The following is a 20,214-nucleotide window of genomic DNA, read 5'->3' on the forward strand; positions in this document are numbered from 1 at the left end:
GCCCGCTGCCACGGTTGTCGGTGAATTGCCTGACAATTGCCGCCCAGGCTGGCCGATTTCCGAACTTCGTGGCAATCCTGGGGAACATGGCCGCCTCCCGATCGCCGCTGTCGCGGCTGTTCACCGTGCTGCTCGCCGGCGTGTTGGCCGGGCTAGCCCTGGCAGTCGCCGCGCTCCCGGGCAACCTGTTGCTCGGGCTCAGCGCCCGCGCCGCGCTCGGGTCGTACGCCGCGTTGCCGGACTCGCTGAAGACCCCGGCCACCCCGCAGCGCTCGTACCTCTACGCCAACGACGGCAAGACGTTGATCACCACGTTCTACGACGTGAACCGCACCGACGTCCCGTTGTCCGAGATCGCCCCGGTGATGCGGCAGGCGATCGTGGCGGCCGAGGACCGGCGCTTCTACGACCACGGTGGGGCGGACCTGCGCGGCCTCGCCCGGGCACTGGTCGCCAACGTCAAGGGCGGCGGCACCGAGCAGGGCGGCTCGACGCTGACCATGCAGTACGTCCGTAACGTCCTCAAGACCGACCCCACCCGCACCGCCGAGGAGCGCGCCGCCGCCACCGACCCCACCGTCGGGCGCAAGATCCAGGAGATCCGGTACGCGAGTGCACTGGACAAGAGCCTCGGCAAGGACGAGATCCTCGACCGGTACCTGAACATCGCCTACTTCGGCTCCGGCGCGTACGGGATCGCGGCGGCCAGCCAGCGGTACTTTGGCAAGCCGCCGGCGCAGCTGACCCTCGCCGAGTCGGCAGTGCTCGCCGGCCTGGTGCAGTCCCCGGACGCGTACAGCCCGATCAGCGGCGACAAGGACGAGGCGCTGGCCCGCCGGTCGTACGTGCTGGACTCGATGGTCGCCACCGGCGCGATCACCGCCGCGCAGGCCGCCCAGGCCAAGGCGGAGCCGTTGACCCTGCACCCCACCGCCCAGCCCAACGGCTGCACCGCCGTGTCCCAGGGCCACGACGACTGGGGTTACTTCTGTGACTACCTGCGGCGGTGGTGGGTCGCCCAGCCGGCGTTCGGGGCGACCGTCGCGGAGCGCGAGCAGGCCCTGCGCTCCGGGGGCTACACAGTGGTCACCTCGCTGGACCCGAAGATCCAGGCCACCGCGCAGCAGCAGGCCACCAAGGTCTACTCCTACGACAACAAGCGCGCCCTGCCGATCGCGGCGGTCCAGCCGGGTACCGGGCAGGTGTTGGCGATGGCGGTCAACCGGCACTACAGCCTGGCCGACAACCCGGGCGGGCAGCCGAACCACCCCAACACCGTCAACCCGTTGATCTCCGGCGGAGCCAGCGTCGACGGGTACCAGGCGGGTTCGACGTTCAAGCTGTTCACCATGCTCGCCGCGCTGGAGTCGGGCCGTACCCTCTCCACCGGCTTCGACGCGCCCGCCAAGCTGCCCACCCGGTACGCCGCCGAAGGCCCGGGTAGCTGCGCCGGCCACTGGTGCCCGGCGAACGCCAACCCGGACTGGATGGACGGGTACCGGATGATGTGGGACGGCTTCGGCCGCTCGGTGAACACCTACTTCGTCTGGTTGGCCGAGCAGGTCGGCCAGGACAAGGTCGTCGAGATGGCGCAGCGGCTCGGCATCACCTTCCGCGCCGACTCGGACGCCGCCTTCGCGAAGAACAACGCCGCGAACTGGGGTTCGTTCACCCTCGGCGTGGCCGCCACCACCCCGCTGGACCTGGCCAACGCGTACGCCACGGTGGCCGCCGAGGGCACCTACTGCACCCCGGTGCCGGTGGTCTCGGTGACCGCGGCGAACGGGGAGAAGGTGCCGGTCGGGCAGCCGTCCTGCAAGCGGGTCCTCGACGCCGACGTCGCCCGTGCCGCGACCGACGCCGCGCGCTGCCCGGTGGGCCAGCAGTCGGCGTTCGGGCAGTGCAACGGCGGCACCGCCACCGGGGTGAACGACATCCTCGACGGCCGGCCGGTGGCCGGTAAGACGGGCAGCTCGGAGCAGAACTCCACCGAGACGTTCGTCGGTTTCACCCCGCAGGTCGCGGTGGCCGGCATCGCCGCCAACCCCGACGACCCGGCCGACTCGGTGGGCTCGGCGGTACAGGGCAAGGTGATCGACGCGGTGGCCCGGGTCATCGCCACCGCCGTGCAGGGACAGCCGGAGAAGGCGTTCGTGGCGCCCAGCCACGAGTTGGCCGGCGACCCGCACCGCCCGGTGGAGCGCCCCGCGGTCCCGGACCGTCAACAGCCACCCACCGAGGACCCCCGCTCGGCCCTGCAACGCTGGCTCGACCGCCGCGGCTGACCCCCTGAACCCCGCACCCCGCGCCAAGATCCGCGCAACTTCCCGGATGGTGCTGCCTGCGGCGCGCGGGAGGCAGCACCATCCCTGATGTTGCGCGGATCTTGGTGCGGAGGTCGCTCGCGAGGTGGACAGGGCTGACGCAGCCGGTCAGCCCTTGCGGCGACGGGGGCGGTAGCTGGCCAGGGTGGCCGGTAGGCCGCGTCGGACGATCCCGGCCCAGTCGGTGTCACCGCGCAGCACCGCCGCCGCGGTCTTGCGGGCCTGTTCGACGGTGAAGTGCGGCGGCAGCATCAGCTCGGCGGGATCGACCAGGGCGTTGATGACCACCGGTCGATCGGCGGTGAGCGCCCGCTCCCAGACCGCCGGCACCTGCTCCGGAGAGTCGACAAGCTCACCGTGCAGCCCGAGCACCTGGGCCCACTGGTGGTAGGCGATGTCCGGCAACTGCTGGCTGTCCGGGAACATCGGCGTCCCCTCCGTGGAACGCTGCTCCCAGCTGACGAACGCCAGATCCCGGTTGTTCAGGACCAGCACCACGAATCGGGGGTCGGCCCAACTGCGCCAGTACTTCGCCACGGTGATCAGCTCGTTGACGCCGTTCATCTGCATGGCGCCGTCACCGATCAGCGCGACGAGCGGTCGGTCCGGGTGGGCGAACTTGGCGCTCAGCGCGTACGGCATGGCACCGCCCATGGACAGCAGGGTGCCGGACAGGCTGGCCAGCATCCCGGGGCGGACCTGGAGGTGACGGGCGTACCAGGCGGTGGTGGTGCCGCAGTCGACGGCGAGCAGCACGTCGTCGGGCAGCCGCTCGTTGAGGGTGTGGAAGAGCAGTTGCGGGTTGACCGGGTCGGCGGTCTGCTCGGCCAGGTCGCGTTGCACGTGACGCCACGCGGAGGTGGCCTCGGCGATCTCCGCCCGCCAGGCGGTCGGCCCGGGTCCGGGGCCCAGCTCGTTCAGCAGCGCCCGCAACGTGGGGCGGGCGTCGCCGGTGAGGTTCACCTCGGTCGGGTACCGCAGCCCGAGCTGGGTGCCGTCCAGGTCGATCTGCACCGCGCGGGCCTGTCCGGGCGGCGGGTAGAACTCCGAGTACGGCATGTTGCTGCCCACGATCAGCAGTCGGTCGCAGCCGGTCATCAACTGCCAGCTCGGTCGGGTGCCGAGCAGCCCGATCGCCCCGGTGACCCAGGGTTCGCGATGGTCGACGACTGTGAAACCGAGCAGGGCGGTGGCCACCCCGGCGCCGAGTCGATGGGCGATCTCGCGGACCTCCTCCTGCGCGCCCAGCGCGCCCTGCCCGACCAGCATGGCCACCCGCTGTCCACCGCTGAGCACCTCGGCGGCCCGGCGCAGGTCGGCCTCCGGCGGCACCGTGGGAGTGCTGCTCGGCACGTTGCTGGTCTGGTAGTAGCCGTGCGCGTGGGGCGGGTTCGGGATGGCCGGCTCGTCCTGGATGTCCAGGGGGAGGATCAGGGCGGTGACGGTACGCCGGGCCAACGCGGTGCGGCACGCCCTGTCGACAAGGTGGCGTACCTGCGCCGGGTGGTCGAGCTGAGCGAGGAATGCCGCTGCCACGTCCTTGTAGAGGGCGAGTAGGTCGACCTCCTGGTAGTAGCCGCCGCCCTCGGCGGTGGTCGCGGTGTGCCCGACCAGGGCGATCACCGGTTGGTGGTCGAGCTTGGCGTCGTACAGGCCGTTGAGCAGGTGGATGGCGCCCGGCCCGCTGGTCACCAGGGCGCAGCCCAGCGGCCCGCCGCCGTACTTGACGTGTGCCGACGCGGCGAAGCCCGCTGTCTCCTCGTGGCGGACCTGGATGAACTGGGCGCGGCCACTTGTGCGTTGCAGCGCGGACGTGAGGCCGTTGATGCCGTCCCCGGGGTAGCCGAAGTAGCGGTGTACGCCCCAGCTGAACAGTCGCGACACGATGTGGTCGGCGACGGTGGGGTGCCGGGGTAGAGCGCCGGCTTCGCCCGCTTCGGCGTGCTCTGTGCTCACCTGGCTGGTCCTTCCCGTCGGGTCCGGTACTCCGCCGGTCGTTCCCCTTCTCGTCCGGACAAAACACCCCACCGGTGGGCATCGGTGGGCGAGGTGCGCCGTCCGGCAGAATCGTCGGGTGCCCGTCCACCAGATCACCGACCCTGACGACGACCGCATCGCCGACTACCGTGCGCTGACCGACGTCGAACTGCGCACCCGCTGGGAGCCGCCGCACGGCCTGTTCATCGCCGAGGGGGAGCTGGTGCTGCGCCGGGCGTTGCGGGCCGGCTACCCGGCCCGGTCGTACCTGGTCGACGCCAAGCGGATCGACCAGCTCGCCGACCTCGACACCGGCGACGCGCCCGTCTACGCCGCGACGCAGGACGTGCTGCAACGGGCCACCGGCTTCCACGTACATCGGGGGGTGTTGGCGTCCTTCCATCGCCGGCCGCTGCCGACGGCGGCCGAGGTGCTCGCCGCCGCGCGTCGGGTGGTGGTCCTGGAGGACATCAACAACCACACGAACCTGGGTGCCGTCTTCCGGGGCGCCGCCGCACTCGGCATCGACGGGGTGTTGTTGTCGCCGACCTGTGCCGACCCGCTCTACCGGCGCAGCGTCCGAGTCAGCATGGGCGAGGTCTTCGCGGTGCCGTACGCCAAGTTCAGCCGGTGGCCGGCGGGCCTGGAGCAGGTGCGGGAGGCCGGCTTCACGGTGCTGGCGTTGACCCCGGCGGCGGAGGCGTTGCCGATGCAGCGGCTCTCGGCGGCCCAGCGGGCGCGGGCGGCGTTGCTGTTCGGTGCCGAGGGCCCGGGGTTGACCGGCGCGGCGCAGAGCGCCAGTGACGTACGGGTGCGGCTCCCGATGCGACGCGGTGTGGATTCGTTGAACGTCGCAGCCGCCGCGGCGGTCGCCTTCTGGGAGCTGGGTCGCGACGACCCGCTGGACGACAGCGATTAATCCACTCCGGCTTGCATGTCCATGCGCTCTGTTGCATAATTTTCCCCGTGTCCAAGGTTCTCACCTCCCTGCCCACCGGCGAACGTGTCGGCATCGCCTTCTCCGGCGGCCTCGACACCTCGGTCGCTGTCGCGTGGATGCGCGACAAGGGCGCCGTGCCCTGCGCCTACACCGCCGACATCGGCCAGTACGACGAGCTTGACATCGCTTCGGTGCCCGGCCGCGCGCTCAGCTACGGCGCCGAGGTCGCCCGGCTGGTCGACTGCCGCGCCGCCCTCGTCGAGGAGGGCCTGGCAGCGTTGACCTGCGGGGCCTTCCACATCCGCTCGGGCGGACGGGCGTACTTCAACACCACCCCGCTCGGCCGGGCCGTGACCGGGACCCTGCTGGTGCGGGCGATGATCTCCGACGACGTCCAGATCTGGGGCGACGGCTCGACGTTCAAGGGCAACGACATCGAGCGGTTCTACCGGTACGGCCTGCTGGCCAACCCGCAGCTGCGCATCTACAAGCCGTGGCTCGACACCGCCTTCGTCACCGAGCTGGGTGGGCGCAAGGAGATGTCGGAGTGGCTGCTAGAACGCGGCCTGCCATACCGGGACAGCACCGAGAAGGCATACTCCACCGACGCCAACATCTGGGGCGCCACCCACGAGGCGAAGACCCTCGAGCACCTCGACACCGGCATCGAGACGGTCAACCCGATCATGGGTGTCCGGTTCTGGGACCCGTCGGTGGAGATCCCGACGGAGGACGTCACCATCGGCTTCGACCAGGGCCGCCCGGTGACGATCAACGGCAAGGAGTTCGGCAGCCCCGTCGACCTGGTGCTGGAGGCCAACGCCATCGGCGGCCGGCACGGCCTCGGTATGTCGGACCAGATCGAGAACCGGATCATCGAGGCCAAGAGCCGGGGCATCTACGAGGCGCCCGGCATGGCGCTGCTGCACGCCGGGTACGAGCGGCTGGTCAACGCCATCCACAACGAGGACACCCTGGCGAACTACCACAACGAGGGTCGCCGCCTGGGCCGCCTGATGTACGAGGGCCGCTGGCTGGACCCGCAGGCGCTGATGCTGCGCGAGTCCTTGCAGCGCTGGGTCGGCACGGCGGTCACCGGCGAGGTGACAGTGCGGCTGCGTCGGGGCGAGGACTACTCGATCCTGGACACCACCGGCCCGGCCTTCAGCTACCACCCGGACAAGCTGTCGATGGAGCGTACCGAGGACTCGGCATTCGGCCCGTCGGACCGGATCGGTCAGCTCACCATGCGCAACCTGGACATCGCCGACTCGCGGGCGAAGCTGGAGCAGTACGCCAACCTCGGCATGGTCGGCGGCGCGACCCCGCAGCGGATGGTCGGTGCCGCGCAGGCGGCCTCGACCGGGCTGATCGGTGCGATGCCGGAGGGCGGCGCGGAAGCCATCGCCTCCCGGGGTGTCACCTCCGCCGACGACGAGGCACTCGACCGGGCCGCCATGGAGTTCGGCGTCGACTGAACGAACCCGCGCCGACCCTCAGTGACGTCGCCCGACGAATGTCGAGATCCGGCGTCACGGAGGGTAGCGTGTCGGCCGTGTTCCCTACCGTGCGTGAGGTCCTCGCCCTGGACCCGGTCCGCCACGGCGCACCGCGCATGGTCGCCGGGGACGCCGGGCTGGACCGGCCGGTCCGCTGGGTGCACGTCGCCGAGGTGCCGGACATCGCCACCCTGCTCGGCGGCGGCGAGTTGGTGCTCACCACCGGCATCGGCCTCCCCGGGGACGACGCCGGGCTACGCGCGTTCATCGGGGACCTGGCCGACGTCGGCGTCTCCGGGCTCGTCGTCGAGTTGGGCCGCCGCTACCTCAGCGGGGTACCCCGGGTGATGGCCGCCGCCGCCGAGCGGCGCGGGCTGCCCCTGGTGGAGCTGCGCCGCGCCACCCCGTTCGTGCGGATCACCGAGGCGGTACACGCCCTGATCGTCGACGCGCAGCTCACCGAGCTGCGCGCCACCGAGGAGATCCACCAGCGCTTCAACGACCTGTCCGTCGAGGGCGCCGACGCCGCCGAGGTGATCCGGCAGGCCGCCGAGCTGTCCGGTTGCCCCGTCGTGTTGGAGAACCTGTCCCGTCAGGTGCTGGGGTACGACCCGGCCGGGGAGAGCGCCGAGCCGCTGCTGGACGGCTGGGAGCAGCACTCCCGGCGGATCCGACCGGCCGGTCGGACCGCGTACGACAGGGACAGCGGCTGGCTGGTGACCGTCGTCGGCGCCCGGGGGCAGGACTGGGGGCGGCTGCTGCTGCGCTGGCCGGCCAGCGGCGACGTGCCCAGCGCCCAGTCCAGCGAGCCGACCGTCGGCCCGCCCACCCGGTTGACCATCCTGATCGAGCGGGCCGCGTCCACCCTCGCGCTGGGGCGGTTGATCCGCCGCGACGCCGAAGGGCTGGAACGGCAGATTCATCGCACCCTGCTCACCGCGCTCCTCGACCACTCCCGACCGGTGGACGAGGTCGCGCTGCGGGCCAAGGCGCTCGGCGTGGTGCTCGACCGCCGGCACCTGGTGGGCGTGATGGTCCGACACCGGGCTGAGGACCCGGCCGGGGAGAGCGGCCCGGAGGCCGCGCAGGCCCGGCTGCGGGACCTGTCCGAGGCGGTCGGTCAGGCGCTGCGCGAGGCGAAGCTGACCGCGCTCACCAGCGCGGTCGACGACAATTCGGTGGGTGTGCTGCTGGCCCTGACCGACCCGGCCGCCGAGGACCGCGCGCTGTCCGCGTTCGCCAGCGCACTACGCCGAGTACGCCTCGACGCCGGCACGGGCCGGGCGACGACCGGTGCCGAGGCGTCCCGGACCGGGTCCGGCGCTGCCGGGTCCCGGGCGCTGTCCGGGGCCGACGCGTCCAGGTCGGAGTTGGGCGTGGAGGTGTCCCGGACGGCGTCCCCTGTCGAGACCGGCCGGCTGGCTGATCCGACCCGAGGGGCCGGAGGCGGCTCGGGTGGGGTGATCGTGGCTGCCGGATCCGGGGTGGGCAGCCTGCGCGAAGCCCGACGGTCGCTGGTCGAGGCGCGGCAGATCGCCGAGGCGGCCAGCCGGGATCGGCGTGACCTGCCGGTCTTCCGACTGCCGCACGTCGGCCTCGCGGGGCTGCTGCATCTGCTGCGCGACGAGCCCCGGTTGCAGACCTTCGTGGAGCGCGAACTCGGTGCCCTGCTGGAGTACGACGCCCGCCACCCCCGGGAGCGGCTGCTCGACACCCTGCGCACGTACCTGGAGCAGGGTCGCAACAAGTCCGCCGGTGCCGCCGCCGCCCACCTGTCCCGACCGGCCTTCTACGAACGCCTGGCCCGCATCGCCCGCATCCTCGACGTCGACCTCGACTCGGTAGAGGCATCCCTGTCCCTACACGTAGCGCTACTAGCCCTACAAGCAGTCCGCACCCCCTAACCTCCACCCCCTTGCTCGCGTTGATCAAGAGGTTTGCGTCAGAAATCCCGCTCTCGGTGACGCAAACTTCTTGATCACCAGAGGGTGGGGGAGGGGTGGGGTTAGAGGAGGGGGGTCAGGGCCTTGGCGTAGGTGGGGGGGATGTGGTTGGGGCCGCCCGGGGTGAAGACGTCCGAGTGGGCCACCGCGGACCAGGCTGTCGCCGGGACGGCTTCGACCAGGGCTCTGATCACCGGGGCGTCGCGCCACTGGTCCTGTTCGGCGAGCAGACCGAGGGCCACCACCGACTCCTCGACCTCGCCCACGCACTCGAACGGCTTGTGCCCGTCCACGCCCAGCAACTCGCGGTAGCCGGGGATCTGCTCCGGGTCGGCGAGCAGATCCCCGCCGAAGATGTGGGTGATCCGCTCACGCGGCATGAAGGGTGCCATGGCCAGGAAGACGAAGCGGCACTTCGGGCAGTCACGGCACCAGCGCTCGCTCGCGTCCCGCAGCTTGAACGCGGCGTTGCAGCTGGTCACCACGTCGTCGTAACGGGTGAACTCGGCGAACAGCCGGGCGATGTGCAGCTCGGAGAGCGAGCGCAGCAGCGAGAAGTACGGTTCGGTCAGGCCGGCGTGCTCGGCCAGCGACGCCCGCAGCAGCCCCTCCGCCTCGACACCCTTGGACCACTGGTGGTTGATCTCGTGACCGTCCCAGACCAGGTTCGGGTCGGACGCCGAACGCTCGTTGGACATCACCACCGGACCCAGCCCGTGCAGCACCGCGGTCGCCACCGCGATCAGCGAGTTGATCGCGGTCACCGGGATGTGCCCGTTCAGCGCGCCGGCCGCGTTCAGGTCGAACAGCACCGGATCGATCCGCCGACGGGCGGCCAGCGGGATCAGCCCGGACGCCTCGTTCACCGAGACGATCACGTGGTTCGGGTTGACCGAGAACGGCACCGGGTCCAACTCGGCCCGGCGCAGCGCCTCCAGGCTGACGATCGAGTCCTTGCCGCCGCCGACCGCCGAGAGCGGACGACGGTCGGAGTCGTCGTGGACGCGTGGAGCCTCCGGCGAGCCGGCCGGCACCTCCGGGCGCAGTGCAAGCACGTGGGGCAGTTGGTTGCGGTACGCGTACTCGGCGAGGCCCTTGGTGTAGACGGCCGTGACGTAGTCGACGGTGGCCGCGCCCAGCGGCGCCGGCAGCACCAGCCGGGGCGGCGCGGCGGTCTTGTAGTAGCTGACCCCGGCGACCAGGTGCAGCACCTCCAGCACCCGCCCGAGGGTTGCCACCGTCTCGTCCGACGGCGGCTCCGCCGGCAGGGGAAGGGTGATCACCTCGGTGAACCGCTGCTCACCGGCCGGACCGGTCAGCGCGTAGTCGAACAACACCTCACCGGTGGCGAAGTCGATCGAGTAGGACGGGAAGGTGAAGGCGTCCATCCGCCGGAGCTGCTCGTTGGGCACACGCCATACTAGGCCCTGGTTCGTCCGGCCGTGTCCGGACCGGGCCCGCCCTGCCGCCGCCGCGACCCCCGAGGAGAGCCCAGTGCGCCTGTCTGACCTGCGCGGACGTACCGTCGCCGTCTGGGGCACCGGCCGGGAGGGACGGGCCGCTGTGACAGCGATCGCCGCGCACGGCCCGGCCGAGCTGGTCGCCGTCGACGACAGCGCGAACTTCCTCTCCCTGCCCTGGGACGGCCCGCTGGCCGAGGCGGCGCCGCTGGTCACCGGTGAGGCGGGCTTCGAACGCCTGGCCGCCGCCGACGTGGTGGTCCGCTCCCCGGGCGTGCCGCAGACCCACCCGTGGCTGGTCGAGCTGCGCCGACGCGGGGTCATGGTCACCCAGGGCACCGCGCTGTGGATGGCCGACCACGCCGCGCGCACCATCGGGGTCACCGGCAGCAAGGGCAAGAGCACCACCTCCAGCCTGATCAGCCACCTGCTCACCGCAACGGGCCGGCCGAACGTCTTCGGCGGCAACATCGGGGTGCCGACCCTGGACCTGCCGGACGCCGAGCTGTACGTGCTGGAACTGTCCAGCTACCAGTGCAGCGACCTCACCGACTCGCCCCGGGTGGCGGTCGTCACCGCGCTCTTCCCCGAGCACCTGGACGCGCACGGCGGGGAGCGGGAGTACTACCGGGACAAACTCAACCTGCTCGCCCACGACCCGCAGACGATCGTGGTCAACGGCGGGGACCCCCGGCTCGCCGCCGAGTTGGGTGAGCTGCCGGCGGTGCGGGCCGGTCGCCCGGACACCACCCACGTCGCCACCGGCGCCGACGGCACGCCCTGGTTCCACCTCGGCGACCAGCCGCTCTTCCCGCGCGCCGTACTGCCACTGGTGGGCCGGCACAACGAGGGCAACCTGTGCGTCGCGCTCGCCGTGCTCGACGCGCTCGGCGTCGACGTGGTGGCCGGCAAGGACCACCTCGCCGTCGCGGTCGCCGAGTTCCAGGGGCTGGCCCACCGGCTCACCGAGATCACCGACCCGTCCGGGTTGACCTTCGTCGACGACACCCTGGCCACCAGCCCGTACGCGGCCATGCACGCCATCGACGCGTACGACGGACGACCGTTGACCGTGATCGTCGGCGGCAACGACCGAGGGCTGGACTACACGCCGTTGGCCGAGCACCTGGCCGAGCGGGAGCTGACCGTGATCGGCATCCCGGACAGCGGCACCCGCATCGTCGAGGCGCTCGCCGGCCTGCCCAAGGTGCGTACCGAACTGGTCGACGACCTGGTGGACGCGGTCCGGCTGTCCCGGGAGGTGACCCCGGCCGGTGGGGTGGTGCTGCTGTCCCCGGCCGCCCCCAGCTACGGGCGGTTCCGCAACTTCGAGCACCGCTCCGAGGTCTTCGCCCAGGCCGTGGCCGACACCGCCGGCTGAGCCCTGGCTCAGCGGACGCCGCCGGCGTCAGCGCGGGTGCAGCCGGGAGTGCAGGGCGCGCATCGAGCGGATCGCCGAGCGGATCTCCTGGAGGTAGCGCCCCGGCGTGAGCGTCTGCTCGGGTAGCACCGCCAGGTCGGCCAGCGCCGGGTCCACTCCGACCGTGTCGATGCCGCACCCGTACGGCAGGGCCAGGGTGCGCAGCGCGTCGCAGTGCTGGAACGGCACGTAGATCGGAGCGGTGACCATCAGTATCTGGTCGCCCGGGGCGACCCGCGCGTGCCCGGCCCAGAAGCGCTGGGTGTCGGCCGTATGAGCGCGCCGCCGCTGCGGTTCGCTGGATGGCGCGGCCAGCACCCGTACCGGTGGTAGTCCCGCCGGCCGGTAGGTCCGCGACGACCAGGAGTGGTGTGGGTGACCGGCGTCGACGCCGGCCTGCTCCGTGGGGGCAGCCACCCCGAACACCCGCCGGACCGCCGTGTCGAGCACATCGACCTCGGTGTCGTCGGCGGGCAGGCCAGCATCGGCCAGCGTGCGCCGTTCCCAGTCCGACAGCGGTCGGAAACTACCAAGCACGGCGACCTCGCCGGTCACCCGCAGGCCGGCGCGCAGCAGGTGCGCGGCGTAGGCGACCCGGCGCACGCAGGCGTGCCCCAGACCGCCGAGGACGACCAGGTGGGCGTACGCCGGTCGGGTCGGCGGCACCGGCCGGACCAGGCCGAGCGCCGCCGCCGCGATGAGCACCAGCTCGGTGGCGTCGGGGTCGAGGTCCGGCTCGCGGGCCTCGGGCCGCTCCCGGCCACCCCGGAAGTCCCAGTGTGTCGCCGAGAACTCGTCGAGAAACCGCAGTACCTCGGTCAGGTCACCGTCGGGCCAGGTACCGCCGAACCGGGCGACCAGACCCCGGATCGGGTCCGCGCCCACCCACCGGGCGACGCCGGCGGCCGGGTCGCCCGGCGCACCGACAGGCAGCGGTACGGGCAGCTCGGGCACCGCAGGATCGTACCGGGGCGCCCTTGTCGTCCCGTCGTACGCTGGCCTCAGCCGGCGCCCGGGAGGTACGTCGATGTCCGATCTGCTCCGCCGACCCCGTGCCGGCCGGATCGCCTCGGCGGGTACTCCGGGGTGCTGGTGGCCATCGAAAGCCGCCGCGACCTGGTGGCGTTCACCCGGCACTTCGCCCGCAACAGCCTGGCACTGGTCGGCTTCCTGACGGCGTACCACTTCTTGCAGGACACCTCGACGGACGCCGCGCTGGCGGCTGGCTGGGTGGCGTTCGCGGTGCTGGCTGTGGTGCTGCACACGGCGAACGCCGGTGGCGTGGCCCGGCGTCGCGGCGCGCCGGCCGCCCGATGAGCAGGCCTACCTGACGTGACGCAGTGGCGTTTGTCGAGATTGCCGACGGTGGGAGGCGCGGGACTGAACGGTCGCCAGCAAGCCCGAGGCGAGTGTCCGAAATTGAACTTCTCGGTGTCGATCGTGCCAAGGTTGTCCCGGACTTGAAGTCCGGGCCTGGCTTGTCGTAGAAACCCTTCAGCACCAGAGCGTGGAGTGGAGAGAATCAATGCGCCTCGCGCGGCGGGCGCCTTCCTCCTGGCACAGCGACGATTCGCCCGAACCACCGGTCGAAGAGGTCCGCTGAACAGGCGTGGCACCCTGTGCTGCCGTGCCGCCGCCGGCCTGCTGGCCACCCCCGCCGCCGCCGACATCTACCGGGGCACCAAGACCGCCCAGAACCCCGCTCGTCGGGCAGGAGGACGCCTCGTCGGAGGTGGTCGACGGCTGCGGTCACTTTCGGCCCTTCCGCCCGGGCGGTGTGTCCGGGATTGATCAGTGTCGCGATCCTGCTGCGGCAGGTGCTGATGCAGGGCGACGCCCCCAAGTGGGTGCTGGCGTAGGGGCTGTTCGCGCTCGGTCAGCCAGGGCTACGCCGGCGATTACGCGCGGCTCTTCGCGGGGGCTGGGCATCGCGGTGCTGCCGGTACTCGCGATCTACGTGGCCTTCCAGCGACAGGCGCAGCCCGGCCTCACCGCCGGCCAGCTCAGGCAGGTCGTGCCGCCCCGCCCGCGCTCCCGCCCACCTCCCGCACCCTCGCGCACGCCTCGTGCGCCCAAGATCCGCGCAACTTCGGTGAAACTGCTGCCTCAGCGCCCCGTGAGGCAGCAGTTTCACCGAAAGTGCGCGGATCTTGGGCGTCGGCCGTGGGGTGGTCGAGCAGCGGGTGCGGGGCGGCCTCCTGGCGTCCCCGGCTCCCCGGCTCCTGGCGTCCCGTGTTCTGGTTTCGCCTTGCCGGGCGCGGTGGCAGGGGCGGCGGGTCAGGTGGTCGGGAACAGGCGGGCGTGCAGGGCGGCCGGGTCGGTGACCTCGGGCAGGTCGCGGGCGGCGAGCCAGGCCGCGGCGGCGGCACCGTCGCCGGCGGTGCGCAGTGGTGCGTTGGGCCAGTGCTTGGCGAGTTCGGTTCGGACGGCGGTGGCCAGCGGCGTGTCCGCGGTGAGTAGTCCGCCGCCGAGTACGACGGGTGTCGTCGCGTCGGCGGGGCGGATTCGGCTCACGCTTTCGGCCAGGTGGGCTGCGGCTTCGGCGATCAGTGCGACGGCGACGGGTTCGCCGTGGCCGGCGGCGGTCACTACCAGTGGCGCGAGTTGGGCCAGCTCGACGGGGGCTCGGCGGGTGACGGTCTGGATGATGGCGTCCACTGTGGTGCGGGGGCGGGCGGCGATGTCGGCGTTGCCCAGCAGTGCGGTGAGCACCGCCGTGGCCAGTGCTCCGCGTGCGCGGCCGACGTCCAGGTCGGCGAGCAGTCGGCGTACCGACTCGCGGCCGAGCCAGAAGCCCGAGCCGGTGTCGCCGAGGAGCCAGCCGTGACCGTCGGCGATCCGGTCGAGCCGCAGGTCGTGGACCTGCGCGGTGATCGCGCCGGTGCCGGCGATGAGTACGGTTCCGTCCGGTGCGGCGCTGCCGGAGGCGTAGGCGACCAGGGCGTCGCCGTGCACCGCGTACGGGCAGCGTAGGCCGGCGTCGTGCCAGGCCCGGTCGAAGGCTGCCCGGCCGGCGGGGTCGGCGAGCAGCCGGCCCGCCCCGGCCAGCCCGATGGTGCCGGCGACCACCTGTGCCGGGTCGAGATCGGCGAGCGTCTCGCGGAGCGCGGTCAACAGTTCGGCGGCGGCCCGGTCGGCGCCGTGACTGGTGGGGTTGCCGCCGCCGGCGCGGCCGGTGCCGACTCGTTGCCCGGTGAGGGTCAGGGCGGTCGCCCGGGTGGACGTGCCCCCGACGTCGAGGCCGATCACGAGGGCGTCGGACATCGGCACGGGGCTCCTCGGGTGGCGCGGCGGATCGGGCCTGTTCATGCTGGTCGGCGACGTCTTGTGGGGCAAGTTCGGGCGGGTGCAGCGGGCTGTGCAGCAGGTAACAGTTTGAAAACTTCGACCACAGTCTTGACACGGAGGGGCCTTTAGTAAGAACTTTTACCACTAACAGTTAACAGTCTTTTCGGAAAGGTGAGGCGACCCATGGTTGATCACGAGGTGGACACCGTCGCGGGGACCGCGGTGGTCGACGCCGACGCGATCGATCGAAGGATCTCCGCCTCCGACGGGGTGCTTGCCCGCGTCCGCAACGGCCTCGGCGAACTGACCGGCGCGCTGCGTCGCGTCGCCGAGCATGTGTTGAGCGACCCGGAGGCCGCTGCCCGATCCACAATTGTCGAGCTGGCCGAGCGCAGCGGCACCTCCCCGGCGACCATCACCCGCTTCTGCCGGGCGATGGGCTTCGAGGGGTACGCCGACCTGCGGCTGGGCATCGCCTCCGAGACCGGTCGGGCCCGCTCGGCCGGCTGGACCGTCGACATCGGACGCGAGATCCAGCCGAGCGACCCGCTCGCCCGGGTGCTCGGCCAGATCATGGCCGCCGACACCCGCGCCATGCACGACACCGCCACCCTGCTCGATCTGAGCGAGGTGGAACGAGCCGCCGTGGCGATCGCCGGGGCCAGTAGGGTGAACATCTTCGGCGCCAGCGGCAGCGCGCTGGTCGGCGAGGAGATGCAGTTCAGCCTGCACCGCATCGGCGTGGCCGCGTGGGCGTGGAACGACGTGCACGAGGGGCTGGCCAGCGCCGCGTTGCTGCGCAGCGGAGACGTGGCGCTCGGCATCTCGCACACCGGGCAGACCCGGGAGACGATCGAGATGCTCGCCGAGGCGGGCAGCCGGGGCGCCACCACGCTCGCGCTCACCGGCTTTCCCCGCTCACCGTTGGCCGAACTGGCCGACATCGTGCTGCTGACGGCCAGCCAGGCCACCACCTTCCGGCCGGACGCGCTCTCCGCCCGGCACCCCCAACTGGTGGTGCTCGACCTGCTCTACATCGCCGTCGCCCAACGCACCCACGACCGCGCCCACGCGGCCTTCCGGCGCACCGCGCAGGCCGTCGACGGCCACAAGGCAGCCAAGAGGCTGTCGGGAAACCCCGCGGCGAGCGAGGCGGAGTCCAGCCGGCGATCCGGCAAGGCGGAGGTCGGTGCGGATACCGGTGTTGTATCCGGACCGACCTCCAACGCGGCCGGTCGTGGGCTGGGCCCGCCGCAGCCGACGCGAGGTTTCCCGACAGCCTCTGAGGGAGCCCTGTCATGATCAGCGCCCAGGGGTACGCGGACGCCGTCCGCCCGGTGCTCGACCGACTGCTCGACTCGGAGGCCGACGGGATCACCCGGGCCGCCGACCTGATCGCCGACAGCCTGCGCGACGACGGGGTGCTCCAGGCGTTCGGCGCCGGGCACTCCGAGACGTTCGCCGCCGAGCTGGTCGCGCGGGCCGGCGGGCTGGTCCCCACCAACCGGCTCTCGGTGCGGGACCTGGTGATGCACGGTGACGCGCCGCGTGACGTGCTCGCCGACCCGAAGCTGGAACGCGACCCCTCCATCGCCCACCAGATCTACGCGCTCGCGGCGCCGCAGCCGCGTGACGTGTTCGTGGTGGCGTCCCAATCCGGCATCAACGGCTCGGTGGTAGAGCTGGCGGCGCTGGTCACCGAGCGCGGTCATCCGTTGATCGCGGTCACCTCGGTCGAGCACACGGCACGGGTCGCTCCACGGCATCCGTCCGGTCAGCGGCTCGCCGACCTCGCCGACGTCGTGCTGGACAATGGCGCGCCGTACGGCGATGCACTGCTGCCGCTCGAGGGCGGCGGCGCGGTCTGTGCGGTCTCCTCGGTCACCACGGCGCTGCTGGCGCAGCTGCTGACCGCGGAGGTCGTACGACGGTTCCACCAGGCCGGAGAGGTGCCCCCTATCTACCTCTCCGCCAACGTCCCCGGCGGGGACGAGCACAACATCGCCCTCGAGTCGCGGTACGCCGGGCGTCTCCGGCGTACCGCCTGACCCGAATTCCACAAGGAGAGACGACGATGTCGATTACCCCCGAATACCCGGCCGCACTCGACCGTCGCACGGTGCTGCGTCGCGCCGCCGCCGTGGGCATGCTCGCCACTCCGGCCATCGGCCTGCTCAGCGCCTGCGCGACCAGCGGCGGCGGCAAGGAGAACGAGCAGGTCGCCGGCGGCACCAAGAGCGAGAAGAACCCGCTGGGCGTCAAGGAGGACGCCGCGATCGAGGTGGTCATCTTCAACGGCGGTTACGGCGAGAAGTACGCCACCGACGTGCACGAGCCGCTCTACAAGACGGCGTTCCCCAAGGCGGAGGTCAAGCACCAGGCCACCCAGGCCGTCTCCACGGTGCTTCAGCCGCGGTTCGCGTCCGGCAACCCGCCGGAGTTCGTGAACAACTCGGGCGAGAAGCTGATGGACTTCGGCGCGTTGGTCGCCGACGGCCAGCTCCAGGACCTCACCGAGCTGTGGGACGCCCCGTCGGTCGACGACCCGGCGAAGAAGGTCCGCGACACGGTCGTGCCGGGCACCATCGAGGCGGGTTCGTTCAACGGCAAGCCGTACGTCCTGTACTACGTCTCCACCGTCTTCGGCATCTGGTACTCGGCCAAGCTGTTCAAGGACAACGGCTGGGCGCCGGCGAAGACCTGGGACGACTTCATCGCCCTGCTCACCTCGATCAAGGCCAAGGGCATCACCCCGTACGGTTACGCCGGGGCGAACGCGGCGTACTACCAGTGGAACGTCATCCTCACCCAGGCCGCCAAGATCGGCGGCACGGACGTGCTGAAGAACATCGACAACCTGGAGGATGGCGCCTGGAAGCAGGACGCGATCAAGCAGGCTGCCACGGCGTGGGCCGAGGTTGGGGCGAAGTTCAGCGACAAGAGCTTCGAGGGGCTCAAGCACACCGACGTGCAGTTGCGGCAGAACCAGTACAAGGTCGCCCTGTACCCCAGCGGTGACTGGCTGGAGGGTGAGCAGAAGCAGGACACCCCGGCCGGCTTCGACTACCAGCTCATGCCGGTGCCGAGCCTGACCGCGTCGGACAAGCTGCCGGTCACGGCGTTGCGGGCCACCGCGGGTGAGGGCTACTTCGTCTCGGCGAAGAGCAAGAACCCCAAGGGCGGCCTGGAGTACATGCGCCAGATGCTGTCGAAGGCGGGCGCGAAGGGCTTCACCGAGGTGGTCAAGGCCCCGACCGTGGTCACCGCCGGCTCGGAGGGCTTCTCCTTCCCGCCCGGTGTGGCCAGCTCCCAGGCCGCGCTCAAGGCGGCCGGTCAGGACGTCTTCAACCTGTACTTCGACGGCTGGTACAAGGAGCTCGACACGGAGGCGCGGGCCGCCACCAACGAGCTGATGTTCGGCCGGATCAACGCGGACGCCTTCGTGGAGCGGATCCAGAAGCGCGCCGACGCGATCAAGAAGGATTCCTCCGTCACCAAGTTCAAGCGCTGATCGGAGCGTAGGGGTCATGCGGCAGGGCAAGTATCCATTCGTGATCGGGTTTCTGCTCCCCCCGGTCGCGCTGTACGTGACCTTCGTGATCTGGCCGTACGCGCAGGCGTTCCAGATCTCGATGACCAACTGGCGGGGGCTGTCGGCCCCGCAGTGGGTGGGCTTCGACAACTACCGGAGGCTGTTCGACGACGACGCCTTCTGGAAGGCGGTCCAGCACCACGGCGTACTGCTGCTTGCCCTGCCGCTGATCACCATTGCCATCGCGCTGTTCTTCGCCTTCCTGCTCAATGTGGGCGGCAAGAGCAGCGGCGGTCAACGCCAGGGGGTCTGGGGGGCGAAGTTCTACCGGGTGGTGTTCTTCTTCCCCCAGGTCCTGGCGGTGGCCATCATCGCGGTGCTGTTCCAGACGGTGTACCGGCCGAACGAGTCCGGCCTGATCAATGGCGTGCTGATGAAGGTCGGCCTGGACCCGGTGCTCTTCCTGATCAAGCCGAACCTGGCCCTGTGGTCGATCATCGCGGTGCTGGTCTGGCAGGCGGTCGGTTTCTACGTGGTGCTCTTCTCGGCCGGGATGGCCTCCATTCCCGGTGAGATCTACGAAGCCGCGGAGATGGACGGGGCGAGCAGGGTGACCCTGTTCTTCCGGGTCACCCTGCCGCTGCTCTGGGACACCCTCCAGGTGGCCTGGGTGTATCTGGGCATCGCGGCGTTCGACGCGTTCGCCATCGTGGCGGTGCTCTCGGTGGACGGGGGCGGCCCGGACGGCGCCACCACCGTGCTGGCGGTGGAGATCTACCGGAACGCGTTCGTCTACCAGAAGTACGGCTACGCCTCGGCGATGGGCGTGGCGCTGTTCTTCCTCACCCTCACGTTCGCGGCGCTGACGCTGCGGCTCACCAAGCGGGAAAGCGTGGAGTACTGATGAACCCGCAGTCGACGCTGCCGCCGACACCGGCGGCGCTACCGCCGAAGACCGGCGACCCGAACGCCAGCGGTGGGCGGGGGAGCAAGGGCCCCCGCTCGGAGGTGCGGTTCTTCGCCGGTCTGGGGCACATCGCGCTCGCCGTGTGGGCGGTGATCGTGATCGTGCCGATCATCTGGACCTTCCTCGCCGCGTTCAAGAACACCACCGAGATCTTCAGCAGCCCGTGGACGCTCCCGGCGGAGCTGCGCTGGGAGAACTTCGGTCGCGCCTGGACCAAGGCGAACGTCGGCAGGTACTTCCTCAACAGTGTCATAGTGGTCGGGTGCGGCACGTTTCTCACCATGCTGCTCGGCTCGATGGCGGCGTACGTGCTGGCCCGCTACCGGTTCTGGGGCAACCGGGCGGTCTACTACCTCTTCGTCTCCGGGCTGGCCTTCCCGGTCTTCCTGGCCCTGGTGCCGCTCTTCTTCGTGGTGAAGCAGCTGCACCTGTTGGACAGCCACCTCGGGTTGGTGCTGGTCTACACCGCGTACTCCTTGCCGTTCACCGTGTTCTTCCTGGCCGCGTTCTTCAAGACGCTGCCGACGTCGGTCGCCGAGGCCGGGATGATCGACGGTTGCGGGCACACCCGGCTGTTCTTCCAGGTGATGATGCCGATGGCGAAGCCGGGCCTGATCAGCGTGGCGATCTTCAACATCATCGGCCAGTGGGCGCAGTACCAGCTCCCGTTGGTACTGCTCACCGACGAGAAGAAGTGGGTGCTCACCCAGGGCATCGCCGACATCTCGGTCAACGCCGGCTACGAGGCGGACTGGTCCGGGCTGTTCGCCGCGCTGACCCTCGCCATCCTCCCGATGATCATCGTGTACGCGGTCTTCCAACGCCAGATCCAGGCCGGCCTCACCGCCGGCGCCGTCAAGTAGC

General features: G+C 71.0%; 14 protein-coding genes and 1 pseudogene. 11 read left to right on the top strand and 4 right to left on the bottom strand.

The features are described 5' to 3' along the window. Nucleotides 1-20: 20 nt before the first annotated feature. Nucleotides 21-2,285, top strand: coding sequence for a transglycosylase domain-containing protein (locus ABZU25_RS18055; protein ID WP_355030476.1), 2,265 nt, complete (start codon nucleotides 21-23; stop codon nucleotides 2,283-2,285). A 147-nt stretch (nucleotides 2,286-2,432) separates the two neighbouring features. On the opposite strand, the gene ABZU25_RS18060 is transcribed toward ABZU25_RS18055, so the two are convergent. Continuing rightward, entirely contained in the window at nucleotides 2,433-4,280 is a 1,848-nt protein-coding gene (locus tag ABZU25_RS18060) for a thiamine pyrophosphate-requiring protein (RefSeq protein WP_355030477.1), read from the bottom strand. A 118-nt stretch (nucleotides 4,281-4,398) separates the two neighbouring features. Here ABZU25_RS18060 and ABZU25_RS18065 point away from each other — a divergent pair, with 118 nt between their 5' ends. Genes ABZU25_RS18065 through ABZU25_RS18075 form a run of 3 tightly spaced genes read left to right on the top strand, consistent with a single transcriptional unit; the run spans nucleotide 4,399 to nucleotide 8,644 of the window. Further along, the gene (locus ABZU25_RS18065) at nucleotides 4,399-5,220 is read left to right on the top strand and encodes an RNA methyltransferase (RefSeq protein WP_355030478.1); all 822 of its coding nucleotides are present in this window, start codon (nucleotides 4,399-4,401) and stop codon (nucleotides 5,218-5,220) included. Nucleotides 5,221-5,267: 47 nt separating this feature from the next. Beyond that, nucleotides 5,268-6,719, top strand: a complete 1,452-nt coding sequence (gene argG / locus ABZU25_RS18070) for an argininosuccinate synthase (RefSeq protein ID WP_355030479.1) — start codon at nucleotides 5,268-5,270, stop codon at nucleotides 6,717-6,719. A 38-nt stretch (nucleotides 6,720-6,757) separates the two neighbouring features. After that, entirely contained in the window at nucleotides 6,758-8,644 is a 1,887-nt protein-coding gene (locus ABZU25_RS18075; protein WP_355030480.1) for a PucR family transcriptional regulator ligand-binding domain-containing protein, read from the top strand. Nucleotides 8,645-8,745: 101 nt separating this feature from the next. On the opposite strand, the gene ABZU25_RS18080 is transcribed toward ABZU25_RS18075, so the two are convergent. Continuing rightward, entirely contained in the window at nucleotides 8,746-10,095 is a 1,350-nt protein-coding gene (locus ABZU25_RS18080; protein ID WP_355030481.1) for a hypothetical protein, read from the bottom strand. 82 nt (nucleotides 10,096-10,177) lie between these two features. Between ABZU25_RS18080 and murD the strand changes: the two genes are divergently transcribed. Beyond that, nucleotides 10,178-11,524, top strand: coding sequence for a UDP-N-acetylmuramoyl-L-alanine--D-glutamate ligase (gene murD / locus ABZU25_RS18085; RefSeq protein WP_355030482.1), 1,347 nt, complete (start codon nucleotides 10,178-10,180; stop codon nucleotides 11,522-11,524). A 27-nt stretch (nucleotides 11,525-11,551) separates the two neighbouring features. Here murD and ABZU25_RS18090 read toward each other — a convergent pair whose 3' ends face one another. After that, nucleotides 11,552-12,517, bottom strand: a complete 966-nt coding sequence (locus tag ABZU25_RS18090) for a hypothetical protein (protein WP_355030483.1) — start codon at nucleotides 12,515-12,517, stop codon at nucleotides 11,552-11,554. Between the two features lie 138 nt (nucleotides 12,518-12,655). Between ABZU25_RS18090 and ABZU25_RS18095 the strand changes: the two genes are divergently transcribed. Continuing rightward, nucleotides 12,656-12,880, top strand: coding sequence for a hypothetical protein (locus ABZU25_RS18095; RefSeq protein ID WP_355030484.1), 225 nt, complete (start codon nucleotides 12,656-12,658; stop codon nucleotides 12,878-12,880). Nucleotides 12,881-13,840: 960 nt separating this feature from the next. Here ABZU25_RS18095 and ABZU25_RS18100 read toward each other — a convergent pair. Then, the gene (locus ABZU25_RS18100; RefSeq protein ID WP_355030485.1) at nucleotides 13,841-14,827 is read right to left on the bottom strand and encodes a BadF/BadG/BcrA/BcrD ATPase family protein; all 987 of its coding nucleotides are present in this window, start codon (nucleotides 14,825-14,827) and stop codon (nucleotides 13,841-13,843) included. Between the two features lie 207 nt (nucleotides 14,828-15,034). On the opposite strand from ABZU25_RS18100, the pseudogene ABZU25_RS18105 reads away from it, so the two are divergent. The 5 genes and pseudogenes from ABZU25_RS18105 to ABZU25_RS18125 form a co-directional block, all read left to right on the top strand. Continuing rightward, nucleotides 15,035-15,973, top strand: a pseudogene (locus ABZU25_RS18105) (MurR/RpiR family transcriptional regulator); the annotation flags it as partial. Nucleotides 15,974-16,149: 176 nt separating this feature from the next. After that, nucleotides 16,150-16,899 carry an SIS domain-containing protein gene (locus tag ABZU25_RS18110; RefSeq protein WP_355030486.1) on the top strand — a complete coding sequence of 250 codons (750 nt, stop codon included), beginning with the start codon at nucleotides 16,150-16,152 and terminating at the stop codon, nucleotides 16,897-16,899. Between the two features lie 26 nt (nucleotides 16,900-16,925). Then, on the top strand, nucleotides 16,926-18,362 hold the full coding sequence (gene ngcE / locus ABZU25_RS18115; RefSeq protein ID WP_355030487.1) for an N-acetylglucosamine/diacetylchitobiose ABC transporter substrate-binding protein: 1,437 nt from the start codon (nucleotides 16,926-16,928) through the stop codon (nucleotides 18,360-18,362). A gap of 16 nt (nucleotides 18,363-18,378) precedes the next feature. After that, nucleotides 18,379-19,287 (top strand): sugar ABC transporter permease, encoded by a 909-nt coding sequence (locus ABZU25_RS18120; protein ID WP_355030488.1) that lies wholly within the window; start codon nucleotides 18,379-18,381, stop codon nucleotides 19,285-19,287. After that, nucleotides 19,287-20,213, top strand: coding sequence for a carbohydrate ABC transporter permease (locus tag ABZU25_RS18125; protein WP_355030489.1), 927 nt, complete (start codon nucleotides 19,287-19,289; stop codon nucleotides 20,211-20,213). The genes ABZU25_RS18120 and ABZU25_RS18125 overlap by 1 nt, the downstream gene beginning before the upstream one ends. Nucleotide 20,214: the final 1 nt, after the last annotated feature.

Source organism: Micromonospora sp. NPDC005215, from assembly GCF_040607915.1.
Taxonomy (GTDB): domain Bacteria; phylum Actinomycetota; class Actinomycetes; order Mycobacteriales; family Micromonosporaceae; genus Micromonospora.

Coding starts and splice junctions, on each gene's coding strand:
- ABZU25_RS18075 (WP_355030480.1), top strand. CDS start 6,758: ATGTCGAGATCCGGCGTCACGGAGGGTAGCGTGTCGGCCGTGTTCCCT.
- ABZU25_RS18100 (WP_355030485.1), bottom strand. CDS start 14,827: ATGTCCGACGCCCTCGTGATCGGCCTCGACGTCGGGGGCACGTCCACC.
- ABZU25_RS18110 (WP_355030486.1), top strand. CDS start 16,150: ATGATCAGCGCCCAGGGGTACGCGGACGCCGTCCGCCCGGTGCTCGAC.
- ngcE (WP_355030487.1), top strand. CDS start 16,926: ATGTCGATTACCCCCGAATACCCGGCCGCACTCGACCGTCGCACGGTG.
- ABZU25_RS18120 (WP_355030488.1), top strand. CDS start 18,379: ATGCGGCAGGGCAAGTATCCATTCGTGATCGGGTTTCTGCTCCCCCCG.
- ABZU25_RS18125 (WP_355030489.1), top strand. CDS start 19,287: ATGAACCCGCAGTCGACGCTGCCGCCGACACCGGCGGCGCTACCGCCG.